This window comes from Eximiradius sp., from assembly GCA_937127445.1.
In the GTDB taxonomy this organism is placed as follows: domain Bacteria; phylum Bacteroidota; class Ignavibacteria; order Kapaibacteriales; family UBA2268; genus JAKIZO01.
In genome coordinates, this window is record CAKZLY010000007.1 from 1 (window position 1) to 13,368 (window position 13,368).

The following is a 13,368-nucleotide window of genomic DNA, read 5'->3' on the forward strand; positions in this document are numbered from 1 at the left end:
CAGCGCTGATGAATTCAATTGAAGGAAAACGCGGATATCCAAGAGTGAAACCACCATTCCCAGCTCAAAATGGGCTATGGGGTATGCCAACAACAATTAACAATGTTGAAACAATAGCAACAGTTCCAGCAATTTTCAAAATTGGAGCAGAAGAGTATTCGAAAATTGGAGCAGAAGGTCATCCTGGAACCTTGCTTTTTGGAGTAAGCGGTCACGTCAATAAACCCGGTGTTTATGAACTTCCGACTGGAATATTACTAACTGAACTTATCTATGATATTTGCGGTGGTGTCCCAGGTGGGAAAAAAGTTAAAGCTGTGATACCGGGTGGGTCTTCTATGCCACCATTACGAGGTGATGAAATCGAAGGTGTTCGAATGGACGAAGAATCGCTAAAAAAACTGGGAACGCACATAGGCACCGCTGGTGTAATGGTTATGGACGAAGATACAGATATTGTAGCAGTTACCTTGCGAATTGCTCACTTCTACCACCACGAATCTTGTGGGCAATGTACGCCGTGCCGTGAAGGTTGCGGTTGGATGGAGAAAATATTAAAACGAATAGCGAACGGAGAAGGAATAGTTCGCGATTTAGATTTATTGGTAAATGTGGCGAATAATATCGAAGGTAACACAATTTGTGCACTTGGTGATGCAGCTGCTTGGCCTGTACGAGGTTTTGTTATCAAGTTCCGAGATGAATTCGAAAAAGTAGTTAAAGAAAAACGTATCTTTGTTGCACCTAATGTTGTTCACGGCAAGCGTGCAACAAAAACGAATCTGGTTTTCGACGAAAATTTGGAATATAAGCCTGCTATGTAATGAGTTTGAAGAATACTTACATATATTTTTTTCTTTTGTTTCTGCCGATAGCGAGGATGCTTTCGGCAGATTGCTTATTTGCCTGTCAAAGCAGCGGACAAAGAAATATCTCAATTGATGATTACGCAAATAGAATTTTTTCCAGTAATATTTTTATTAAATCAAAAACTAACAAAAAAGAATGCTACGTTGGAGAACCGTTCACTGTTGAATTTGAGTTGTATGTAAATGATAAGATAATTTTGACAGAAGTATTAAACGAGAAAACGCCTGAATTCAATAATGCCTTAGTTGAGGAAGAAGAAATTGGGACATTGCGATATACATACGAAAGCATACGAGGCGAAGTTTTCAGAAAAGCATTGATAAGAAAATACGTTGTAATTAGTGTAAAAGAAGGTGTGTTGGAAATTCCGGAACTATCTTTGAAAATAAATGCTTCGTTGGAATACTCACCTGAATTCCCAACAGACGAGAGATATTATTCAAAAATAAATACATATTCATCTGAAAAAATTCAAATCAATGTAAAACCTATATTAGAAGCGGATGAAACCTATATTGGAGCAGTTGGGAATTTCCAATTAAGTTCTATGATTGAAAAAGATACAGTGTTCGTTAATCGGAATTTTGAATTTGTTATAGAAATAATTGGTTCAGGGAACCTATATTTGATTAATGCACCAAAGTTGAAATTACCGAATTATTTGCAAATAGTGGGCGAACCAAGTGTAATAGATAGCATTAAAATTAAAAATGGTATATTTGGCAAGAGAACTTTTATTTACACATTAAAAGCTTTGAGAGAAGGCAATATTGTTATTCCAGAGCAGGTGTTGAGCTATTTTGACCCACAAAAGAAAAAATTCATTTCTTTGAGCACCCCACCTCATAGCATAAAAACTGTAAGCATAAAAAAAATCGAACAAACAGCTAACAACGAAAGCAAAGATAAAGATTATTTAAGTTGGTTTTTAATTTTTCTTGGATTATTGTCATTTGGGACACTGATTTATCTATTGAGAAAAATCAACATAAATAGTAATAAATCAGCGTTTAATCAGGAAATAAATATTAAAGATAACAGAAAAAAAATTATTGATGAAATAAGATATTTCAGTAATTTTAATCGTGAATTGCTTCTGGATTTTTTATTCAAGACTATTATGGAAGTTTTAGTTCTGCAATTGAAATTAAAAAATGATGAGTTATCTGTTGATAAAATAAGGGAAAAGATGAAAAATAAAAAATTTGACATAGAATTTACTGAACAGGTAATACATTATTTAAATGAGTTGAAAAGATTAAGATTTTACAAAATAGATGAGCAATTAGATATAGAAGAGTTGAAAGAAAGAGGAATAGAAATAATTGAAATAATAAATAATAAATAATAAATAATAAATAAGAAATAAGAAATAAGAAATAAGAAATAAAAAAACAATTAATATTTATTCATCATACAGAATAAATTAAATTTATCGATTTATTTAAAAACTATTATTATTTTTTTTTCGTTGTTACACAAATAAAATTATAACAAAACTCGGGTATAGATTATGTTTGATTTAGTCCAGTTAATAATACTATTTCCATTACTTGGGTTTATTGGGATTGGGGTGCTCGGTAAATATTTAAAAAGTGAAAAGGTGATTGGAATAATTGGTTCGTCAACGGTTGGAATATCCTTCATAATTTCAGTAATATTATTTTTTCACATAATAAGCACAGGTCTTGCAAAACCATATATTGTAGATGTATTCACCTGGATTGCCACGGGCGATTTTTCAGTAAAGGTCTCCTATCAGGTTGACCAACTTTCTATACTCTTTTCGCTTATTGTAACAGGCGTAGGTTTTTTGATACACGTCTATTCTATTGGCTATATGCACGGAGATAGAAGTTTTGCAAGATTTTTCTCTTATTTGAATTTATTCATTTTTATGATGCTAAATTTAGTATTAGCAAGCAACTATTTATTGACCTTTTTGGGCTGGGAAGGCGTTGGTTTGGCTTCTTATCTACTTATCGGCTTTTGGTATGATAGAAAATTTCCCGGTGTTCGGATTACCTGGACAGGAGACGCGGGAAATAAGGCGTTTATAGTCAATCGAATAGGTGATTTCGGATTTTTGATTGCAATGTTTCTGATATTTGCAAACTTCGGTACATTAAGTTACACAGAGGTTCAAGACATAGCTTATTTAGGGAAAAGCATATATTTTGATACGGGATTGATAACAGCAATTACATTGCTATTATTTTTAGGATGCACGGGAAAATCGGCGCAGCTTCCGTTGGCAGTGTGGTTGCCTGATGCAATGGCAGGTCCGACACCTGTGAGTGCACTTATTCACGCCGCAACAATGGTTACAGCAGGTATTTTCTTAATAGCTCGCAACTCTGTATTGTTTTCGCTTGCTCCGATAACTATGGAAGTCGTCTTAATTGTTGGTGTAATTACAGCATTTTGGGCAGCAACAATTGGTATCACGCAAAATGATATCAAAAAAGTGCTGGCTTATTCGACTGTAAGCCAGTTAGGATTTATGTTCGCTGCACTTGGTGCGGGGGCATTTGTTGCAGGTGTATTTCACGTAATGACGCACGCATTTTTCAAAGGTCTGCTCTTTCTGGGAGCGGGTTCGGTTATTCACGGTATGCACGAGGAACAAAACATAAAGAAAATGGGTAACCTCGCAAAATATATGCCTACTACATATAAAACTTTTCTACTCGCATCGCTTGCAATTGCAGGTGTGCCATTATTTAGCGGATTTTTCTCGAAAGATGCTATACTGTGGGCTGTCTATAATGATGGTGGATTTATATGGTGGTTAATACTAACGATCGCAGCCTTTTTTACAGCTTTTTATATGTTTCGTCTTGTCTATCTCGTTTTCCACGGGAAAGAACGTTTTGACCATCATAAATTGCATCCCCACGAATCGCCTAAAGTAATTACAGTCCCACTTGCAGTGCTTGCATTTTTGTCTGTATTCGGTGGATTTTTAGGTATTCCTTATGTGTTTGGCTTTTGGTTCTCACATCATCCGAATGCACTCGAAAACTTCTTAATGCCAATTTTTGCAAAATCAAACAATATATTGGGTGTGCCACTTGAACACGAGTTGCACGCAATTGAATATTTATTTATTGCAATTGCAATTGCTGTGGCTTTGATAGGTATCAAAGTTGCAATAAATTATTATAGTGATGATAAATTATTGCGTCCTCGTCGAATTGCTGAGAAGTTCAAAGCTGCATTTGATTTATCGCTGAACAAGTATTATCTTGATGAAATTTATTTTTATTTGATTGTTGACCCAATAGTTAATGGCTCTCGTAGCTTTCTGTGGAAAAAATTTGACGTAGGAGTAGTCGATGGAATTGTTAATGGTTCGGCAACAGTTGTTCAGAAAATTTCAGAGACATTGAGAAGGATACAAACAGGAATTGCACAAAATTATGCATTACTGATGATTGCAGGCATTGCAGCAATTCTTGCGTGGGTTGTTTCAAGTTTTTAGTTTTGTTTAAAAATTAATGAAAAATAAATATGACTGAGTTATTTCTTACATTGTTAATACCCCTAATTGGTTCATTTGCTCTATTATTCATCAAGAAAGAGCAGATGCAATTAATTAAGTATGTAGCATTTGGTTTTTCAGTAATTTCATTTATTTTTTCGATAGCCCTATTATTAAAATTTCATTCTGATAATCCAAATTTTCAACTTACTTATGAAAAAGTATGGATACCATCGCTTGACATTGGATTTAGAGTTGGCATAGATGGTATGTCGCTTTTGCTTGTATTGTTAACTACATTTATTTCGCCAATAGCGATATATTCATCGTTTGATGCAATCAAAAAACGTGAAAAATCATATTATGCTCTGCTTTTATTGCTTCAATTTGCAATGACAGGTGTATTTATATCTCTTGATTTGTTCCTATTTTACATTTTCTGGGAACTCATCTTAATTCCAATGTATTTTTTAATAGGTATCTGGGGTGGAAAAGATAGAATATACGCAACTGTTAAGTTTTTCTTATTTACAATGTTTGGTTCATTGCCAATGCTGGTTGGAATAATCTGGCTTGGGCAATTTATAGGCACTCATCTTGTACACGTGCCTAATGGATTTACAACAAATTATGAATTAATAAGGCAATACAGCCACTTTATTCCAATAGAATATCAAAAATTGTTATTCTGGGCATTTGCAATTTCGTTTTTGATAAAAGTTCCAGTTTTTCCATTGCATACCTGGTTACCTGATGCTCATACTGAAGCACCGACCGCAGGTTCGGTTATACTTGCTGGTGTATTGCTTAAAATGGGGACTTATGGCTTAATTCGTTTCAATTTGGAACTTTTCCCACAAGCAAGTTTTTTGTATACTTCACTAATTTCGTGGCTGGCAGTGTTTGGAATTGTATATGGTGCATTGGTTGCTATGGTGCAATCGGACGTAAAACGTCTCGTTGCATACTCATCTGTTAGCCATTTAGGATTTGTTGTGCTTGGAATTTTCTCAATGACAGTGGAAGGCATACAGGGTGGGATAATACAAATGGTAAACCATGGGCTTTCGACAGGGATGTTATTCCTTTGTGTGGGTGTTCTTTATGAGCGTCGGCATACTCGCGAAATAGAAGAATTTGGCGGGATAGCCCGAATTATGCCGGCATTTACAGTATTTTTGGGGATTGCAATGCTTGCTTCTGTTGGTCTGCCTGGGCTTAATGGATTTGTAGGGGAATTTCTAACATTATTAGGCGCATTCAAATCGCCATTTCTTGGTTCAATCTGGTTTACTGTAATTGCAGCAACAGGTGTAATTTTTGCAGCAGTTTATTTGCTTTGGATGTTCAGACGGGTAATGTTTGGCACAATTACAAATCCAGCCAATCGCGGGCTTAAAGATATTAATAAGCGCGAGTGGGCAACTTTTCTTCCTATTGTATTATTTATTGTTTGGATAGGTGTTTATCCTTCAACATTCTTGAAATTATCTGAAAATTCGACAAAAAAACTTGTAAATAAATTGGAAAGAATAAAATTCGGCAAAGAAAGGTATGAATTGCCGGTTATTCCAGAAATTTCTAAACCAAATAACACAAATATTAAAAACAATCAGTAAAAAAATATGGCAAATGAAATAATAAAAGAGTTGTCGCTTGGATTCCCGATTTTTTTTATATCGGCAATGGGTATATTGCTGGTTATTTTTGATGCAATAACGGGAAAAAATAAGATCATTAATTATATTTTTGCGATAGCAATATTATCCATAACAATTTGCTCAGCGGGTTGGATATTATTTAGTCAATATTATAATGAAGCCAATAATCTGGTAATTCATCCAATTTCTATGGGAATGCTTGCATACAATGGGTATGCATATATTTTTGACGTGATTTTTGGAATTGCAGCACTGCTGACAATTATTGCGGCACGTGAATATAATGAAAGAGCAGAGTTTGAATATAAAGAATTCTATTCGCTCGTTGTTTTAGCAACAAGCGGAATGATGATGATAGCGCATTCAGCTGATTTGCTTTTAATGTTCATTGGCATTGAATTTATGTCTATTACTTTCTATGTGCTTGCGGGATATTTCCGCAAGAGGGTAACTTCTGTAGAAGCCGCATTGAAATATTTTCTACTTGGGGCATTTGCGTCAGGATTTTTGTTATATGGAATAGCCTTGATTTATGGTGCAACTGGAACTTTGACTTTTCAGACAATCTCACAAAAAATAACAGCACAAGATTATAATAATTTATATTTGATTTTGGGGATAACACTTGTATTTATTGGGCTTTCGTTCAAAATAGCAGCTTTCCCATTTCATCAGTGGGCACCTGACGTTTATCACGGAGCACCAACAGTTATTTCTGGATTTTTAAGTACAGCTGGGAAAGCAGCAGCAATTTTCGCACTTATTTTAATTGGTAAAAACATAATGTTTGTTGCAATAAGGACCTTAGATAGTAATCATATTATCACTTTACAGAATATATTAGCGGTGCTTTCCGCGGCAACAATGCTTGTTGGGAATATTACGGCAATTGCTCAGAACAATGTAAAAAGGATGCTTGCGTATTCATCGGTAGCTCATGCAGGATATATGCTGATGGGAATTGTTGCTAACACACCTGATGGCTGGGCTGGAGCTTCGTTCTATGCAGCAGTTTACGTTTTTATGCAAATTGGTTCATTTGCAATTGTTGCAAATCTCGAAGACAAAGATGGCGAATATCTTGATTTTTCTCATTATTCAGGATTATATAAAACTCGTCCATTTATTGCAGCAATGATGGTTGTATTTCTTCTGTCGCTTGCTGGAATACCACCATTCGCAGGATTTTTCGGGAAATATTATATTTTCAAGACGGCTATTGACGCTGGCTATCTCTGGCTTACGATTGTTGGGATTGTATCGTCGCTTATTTCTGTATATTTCTATTTGCGGTTGCTTATTTACATATATTTTCGCGAAGCAACTGAGCAAATATTAGACACAAGCGAGCCGCGAGCAGCTGGTTTTACATTACTTATTTCAGCAGCTTTAACTGTTTTGCTTGGAATATTTCCCAGCTACTTGATAGAATTGTTGTTATATTTAAGGTAAATTTGAATACTTCCAGAAAACTATTGCAGAGCAGGTCGCGACATTAAGCGAGCCTACTTTTTTATTTGTTTTAATTTCAATAATTTCGTCAGCAATTTCTAAAATAGAAGATCTTATGCCTTTACTTTCGTTGCCGAAAATAAAACAAGCCTTATCATAATTATTGCTCGAAGAAATATCTTTTGACTTATCTGATTGCTCTACTGCGATAATTGAATAGCCCAATTTTCTTAAATTTTCAAGTGTTTTTAATGGATTTGCAGAATGAGCAATTTTCATAGAAAACACACAACCGAGCGAAACACGAACAACTCTACGAAGATACGGAAAGCAACTTTCAGTTGAATATATGAGCGAATCAATATCAAAAGCGGTTGCATTACGGATTATTGAACCAACATTTTCCTGTTTTGAGACGCCATCGAGAAAAACAATTTTGTTCCCAAGAACCTCTGTATTTGAAAGAGGTGGAATTTTGACAATGGCGTAGATTGGTTCGTTAGGCGAAAAGCCAATAATATTTTCTATGAACTTTTTATCAGGGGCAATAAAAATTTTAGCATTAGAAAATCTGCAAGAGAATTCTTGAATTATATTTATATATTTATCAGTTGTGAGCACCGATATTATTTCAAGATTGCTTTCGAGCAATTTTCTGAATGAAACTATGCCCTCTGTAAGAAACACATTGTTTTTGATGTGAGATTTTGGAGTAAAACAAATATTACAGAAAAAATCCAGCTCAGTTGGAAGAAATTCAAAATTATCTAAATAATTGAAGTTCATTACTTAATGAGAATAACTTTTCGAATACGTTTTTGATTAGGGACATCATAGACCAAAATATACTTATCTTTTTTAAGATTACCGTTGAGTTGAATATCTTTTCTGAATTCACCGGATACTTCGAATTCATTGACAATATTCATAATTAGGTTGCCATCGGTATCGAACAAATCAATTTTTGTGCGTCCAACTTTTTCAAGAGAGTAATTAATAATTAGTATCGAATTTTGTGAATTGCGAAGCGGGGACGACACAATTTTCGCATTAACATCGTTAGTTTTTGTAGTGGATTTAGAATAAAATTCAGCAATATTTAGCCATTCACGGTCGAGTAAGCAATCAATATCGTGCTTGCACAAGGTAGGAGAATAAACGAAAGGAATGCCATAATAAGAGAGACTATCGGCAAAAGTTTGATTGAGAGATTTGAAATCACCAACTGAAATGTAAAATAATGTATCAAGACTTAAAATATCAGAATTAGAGCTAATATATTTCCAGGGAGCAAACTCATAGAATAAATTTTCGTTGTTGTAAAAGACATCCCTTGCAATTTGAGGGCGTCCGCTAAGCAATGAAGCCCAAGTTCTCATCCCACCATCTAATGAGACGGCTTTTGCGAATAAATCAGGATATTTGGAAAGAAATTTTACTGCACCAAATCCACCCATTGAAAAACCTTGAATAAAGCGAAACTCGCGATAAGGTACAGTCCTATAAAAATAATCAACAAATGGGATTATCTCGTCAATAAGATCGGATTCTGCAGTTTTTGATCCGTCGGCACTATTTCCCCACATGCTATTTTCATAGCCATCTGGAAATACGATAATGCAATCATCGATGATACCTAAATTAACAGCATAGTTGATATATTTAATTACAAGTGGGCGCCATGTGCTCCGAAAATTATCACCTAAACTATGCAAGTGATAGATAACAGGATAAGCCTTGTTTGACTTTTCGTAATCGGAAGGTAAATACAAGCTAAACGAAATAGGTTTTCCGTTTTTCTGACTTATTATTGTAACATCGCGAAGCGAACCGTTTTGCGAGAATGTATTCTCAACCTGAAACAATAAAGCAATAAGAAAAACAAAAAATTTGTATTTCATAAATTAAAAGCTCACAAGCCCAACTTTTTTATAGACTTTACGCAATGTTTTCATCGCTACTTTATTAGCTTTTTCAGCACCGAAAGATAAAACATCCTGTAAATACTTTTTGTTACTGGAAATTTCAGCGAAACGTTCGCTGATTGGACGAATATATTCTGCAACTTTATCTGCAACCTCTGCTTTGAAGTCGCCATAGCCGACGCCTTCGAATTGTTTTTCGATTTCGGTAATAGATTTTCCGGTAGCAATGCAATAGAGTTGGATAAGATTTGAGACTCCCGGTTTGTTCTCTTCATCATAACGAACAACAGTATCGCTATCAGTAACAGCGCGTTTTATTTTATTTCGAATTTCTTCGGGCTTATCGTTTAAAAAGATTGTAGAATTTTTGTTTTCATCAGACTTGGACATTTTGGCAGTTGGGTTTTGCAAGCTCATTATACGCGCACCAACTTCTGGAATAAATGGTTCGGGCATTTTGAAAGTATCGGAATAATAATGATTGAAGCGTTGAGCAAGATTGCGAGTAAGTTCGAGATGTTGCTTTTGGTCTTCGCCGACTGGGACTAAATCTGCTTGATAGAGCAGAATATCTGCAGCCATTAAAATTGGATATGCAAAGAGTCCAACATTTACATTTTCAGAATGCTTTTTTGATTTATCTTTGAATTGTGTCATTTTTGAGCATTCACCCATACCAGTAAAAGTATTTAACACCCAGGCAAGCTGACTATGAGCAGATACATGAGATTGGATAAAAAGAGTGCTCGTTTCGGAAGAAATGCCACAAGCAAGGAACATAGCGGCAGTATCGAGAGTTCGCTGACGAAGTTCAGATGGATTTTGCCTCACAGTAATTGCGTGAAGGTCGGCTATCATAAAATAGCAATCGTATTCTGATTGAAGTTTCACCCAATTTATTAAAGCACCTGTTAAATGACCAATTGTAAGAATTCCGGAGGGTGTAATTCCACTTAAAATAATTTTCTTGTTATCCGCATCCATATACACAAATAGATAAATTAAAACATAACAAGCATGCAATTTACAAAAAGTTAGAAAAAAAAGTAAGAAGAAACGCTTACTTCTTCCAGAATGTAGGCGTAAACAAAACTAATATTGTGAAAATTTCGAGACGTCCTAATAGCATACAACCGCAAAGAATCCATTTTGCAAAATCTGGGAGTACTGAATAGTTCTCTACTGGACCGACTAAACCAATACCTGGGCCAACACCATTCATTGTTGCGGCAACGGCTCCAATAGATGTTGGGATATCAACACTGTTAAGGCATAATATTATAACGGCAGCTGCTGAAATAAAAGCATAGAAAAGTGTGAAAATTAAAATGTTAACTGCAATTTTTCTCTCAACAGGTTGTCCATTGATTTTTACAGGAATAACCGCTTGTGGATGTATATGTTTTTTAATTTCGGAGTAAATTAATTTAATAACGATAATGAAGCGAATTTGCTTGATACCACCGGAGGTAGAACCAGCCATACCACCTAAATACATTAGAGTAATTAATAACAGTTGAGCTCCGTAATTCCATTTTTCATAATCTTCTGTTCCAAATCCAGTTGTAGAAATTAATGAAACTACATAGAAAAGAGAACTTCGGAATGCATTTTCAATAGTTTTATTGCCGTCAAAAAAGAGAAAAATTGATATTAATAGTGAAGAAAATAGAATAATGAAAACAAACCATTTTAGTTCTTCGCTTTTTAAGTAAGCTTTAAAAGAACCTTTCAAAGCAGAATAGTGCAATGAAAAATTTACAGCAGAAATAAACATACAAAAAATTACGGCATACTCTACCAAAGGACTATTGTAATAACCAATACTCGCATTTTTAGGAGAGAAACCACCGGTTGCAATAGTACCAAAAGCATGACAAACCGCATCATAAAAAGACATACCAACAAACAAGTACAAAACCAGAATAAAAGCTGTAATAATTAAATAAACAAATCCGATAATTCTCGCTGTTTCTTTTATGCGTGGCGAAAGTTTATCAGTTGTAGGGCCAGGAGTTTCAGCTTTAAAAAGCTGCATACCTGCAACCCCTAATATTGGCATAACAGAAAGAGCAATAACAACAATTCCAACTCCACCAATCCAATGAGTAAGGCTTCGCCAAAGCAAAATGCTTTTCGGTAATTTTTCAATATCTGTTAATATGGAAGAACCTGTAGTAGTAAATCCAGAAGCACTTTCAAAAAAAGCATCAGTAAAATTAGGGATTGCACCACTTATCAGATAAGGTAAAGTACCTGAAATAATCGTTACTATCCAAGCAAAAGTAACAATAAAAAAACCATCTCGAATTGATAATTTCTTATCATTGTCTTTTTGTTGAGTTTTCAGGACGAAATAAAGAGAAAAACCTGTTCCGCAGAGCACTAAAAAAGAGATGAAGAAACTAAATGTTGTTTTTTCACCGCTAACAATAGAATAAAGCATAGGAAGCAACATAAATAATCCTATGCATCCAACAATAAGTGATAAAATTTGAATAATGGATTTAATTTTCATTACTTTTTCCAGAAAGCAGGTGTAAGTAAAACTAATATTGTAAAAATTTCGAGACGTCCAAGCAACATAAGAAAAGAAAGGTACCATTTAACAAATGGGTGAAAATGAGAATAATTATCTGTGGGACCGACATCAGCAAGTCCGGGACCAATATTATTAATACAAGCAGCAACTGCACCAATAGATGTTACCATATCTACTCGAAGTAGAGTTATAAAAAATATTGAAAATATAGAAATGAGCAAGTATATTATGAAAAAAGCAGAAATATTAGATAAAATATTTTTCTCGATTGCTTTCCCCCCAAAGCGAACAGGAATAATTGCTTTTGGATGAATTAATCTTTTGATTTCAGTATAAACATATTTTGTAAGGATAATAGAGCGAATAACTTTCAAACCTCCCCCTGTCGAACCAGCGCACCCCCCAATAAACATAAGTATTAATAATATAAAATGCGTTGTAGCACTGAGTTTTTCGTAATCGAAAGTCCCATATCCGGTAGTAGTCATTATAGAAACTACCTGAAATAATCCATATCTGATTGAATCTGATAAATTTGCATAATTAGTTTTAAAAATATCGAAAGCAACAAAAGCAGAGGCAAAAATAATAACAAGAAAATAATATTTTAATTCCTCGTTTTTGAACAATTCACGAAAGTTTCCTGATAAAGTTCTATAATGCAAAGCAAAATTTGCACCGGCAATAATCATAAACACAATAATGATATAATCGATCATAGGATTATTATATGCAGCAATACTAGCATTTTTTGTAGAGAAACCACCTGTCGCCATAGTGCCAAAAGTATGGCATAAGGCATCAAAAAGGTTCATACCTGCAAATATTAATAGAACTGTTTCGATAATTGTAAAAAGGAAATAAACGCCCCATAAAATTTTAGCTGTTTCAGTAATTCGAGGGGTTAGTTTGTCGGCAGTTGGGCCTGGAACTTCGGCTTTGAACAATTGCATACCTGCAACACCAAGGAAAGGTAGAATGGCTATTGAGAATAGAATAATACCCATACCACCTATCCAGTGAGTAAAACTTCTCCAAAAAAGAATACCTTTTGGCAAAGCCTCTATGTTTGAGAGAATTGAAGCACCCGTAGTAGTAAAACCAGACATTGTTTCAAAAAACGCATCTGTGTAAGACGGTATCGCACCCGAAATATAAAAAGGCAAAGCACCGAACACAGACAATACCACCCAACCAAATCCTACAATAGCAAAGCCTTCTTTGGGATGGATATCTTTTTGGCTTACACCAAGATTCCTTTTCGAAGAAAAAAATGCTAAAATTCCAACTAAAAAGGTGATACTAAAAGAAAAGATAAAACTTGCTTGATCCTGGCTATTGTAGAAATACGAGAATGGTAAAGGAAGTAGCATTGTAAAGCTGAGAAAAATTAGTATCAAGCCAAGGATCTTTGTAACAATTTTAAAATTCATA

At 34.6% G+C, this 13,368-nt stretch carries 10 protein-coding genes; 5 read left to right on the forward strand and 5 right to left on the reverse strand.

The genetic code is table 11. From position 1 onward, the window contains the following. From AC6QZF_RS01535 to AC6QZF_RS01555, 5 genes are all read left to right on the forward strand, one after another. A partial coding sequence (locus AC6QZF_RS01535) for an NADH-ubiquinone oxidoreductase-F iron-sulfur binding region domain-containing protein (protein WP_499798121.1) occupies positions 1–824 on the forward strand: 824 nt, incomplete at its 5' end. Further along, positions 824–2,218, forward strand: a complete 1,395-nt coding sequence (locus AC6QZF_RS01540) for a BatD family protein (RefSeq protein WP_499798122.1) — start codon at positions 824–826, stop codon at positions 2,216–2,218. The genes AC6QZF_RS01535 and AC6QZF_RS01540, both read left to right, overlap by 1 nt. A 165-nt stretch (positions 2,219–2,383) precedes the next feature. Beyond that, positions 2,384–4,354, forward strand: coding sequence for an NADH-quinone oxidoreductase subunit L (nuoL, locus tag AC6QZF_RS01545; protein ID WP_499798123.1), 1,971 nt, complete (start codon positions 2,384–2,386; stop codon positions 4,352–4,354). A 29-nt stretch (positions 4,355–4,383) separates the two neighbouring features. Next, positions 4,384–5,973, forward strand: a complete 1,590-nt coding sequence (locus AC6QZF_RS01550; protein WP_499798124.1) for a complex I subunit 4 family protein — start codon at positions 4,384–4,386, stop codon at positions 5,971–5,973. Between the two features lie 6 nt (positions 5,974–5,979). Beyond that, positions 5,980–7,467, forward strand: coding sequence for an NADH-quinone oxidoreductase subunit N (locus AC6QZF_RS01555; RefSeq protein ID WP_499798125.1), 1,488 nt, complete (start codon positions 5,980–5,982; stop codon positions 7,465–7,467). On the opposite strand, the gene AC6QZF_RS01560 is transcribed toward AC6QZF_RS01555, so the two are convergent. From AC6QZF_RS01560 to AC6QZF_RS01580, 5 genes are all read right to left on the reverse strand, one after another. After that, on the reverse strand, positions 7,459–8,253 hold the full coding sequence (locus tag AC6QZF_RS01560; protein WP_499798126.1) for a TrmH family RNA methyltransferase: 795 nt from the start codon (positions 8,251–8,253) through the stop codon (positions 7,459–7,461). The genes AC6QZF_RS01555 and AC6QZF_RS01560 overlap by 9 nt on opposite strands. Continuing rightward, a complete protein-coding gene (locus AC6QZF_RS01565) occupies positions 8,253–9,368 on the reverse strand; it encodes an alpha/beta hydrolase (RefSeq protein WP_499798127.1) in 1,116 nt (371 codons plus the stop codon). The genes AC6QZF_RS01560 and AC6QZF_RS01565 overlap by 1 nt, the downstream gene beginning before the upstream one ends. Before the next feature lie 3 nt (positions 9,369–9,371). Continuing rightward, positions 9,372–10,376 (reverse strand): tryptophan--tRNA ligase, encoded by a 1,005-nt coding sequence (gene trpS / locus AC6QZF_RS01570; RefSeq protein WP_499798128.1) that lies wholly within the window; start codon positions 10,374–10,376, stop codon positions 9,372–9,374. A 76-nt stretch (positions 10,377–10,452) separates the two neighbouring features. Further along, positions 10,453–11,910, reverse strand: a complete 1,458-nt coding sequence (locus tag AC6QZF_RS01575) for a TrkH family potassium uptake protein (protein WP_499798129.1) — start codon at positions 11,908–11,910, stop codon at positions 10,453–10,455. Then, positions 11,910–13,367 (reverse strand): TrkH family potassium uptake protein, encoded by a 1,458-nt coding sequence (locus tag AC6QZF_RS01580; protein WP_499798130.1) that lies wholly within the window; start codon positions 13,365–13,367, stop codon positions 11,910–11,912. Before AC6QZF_RS01580 ends, AC6QZF_RS01575 begins: the two co-directional genes overlap by 1 nt. Position 13,368 lies beyond the last annotated feature (1 nt).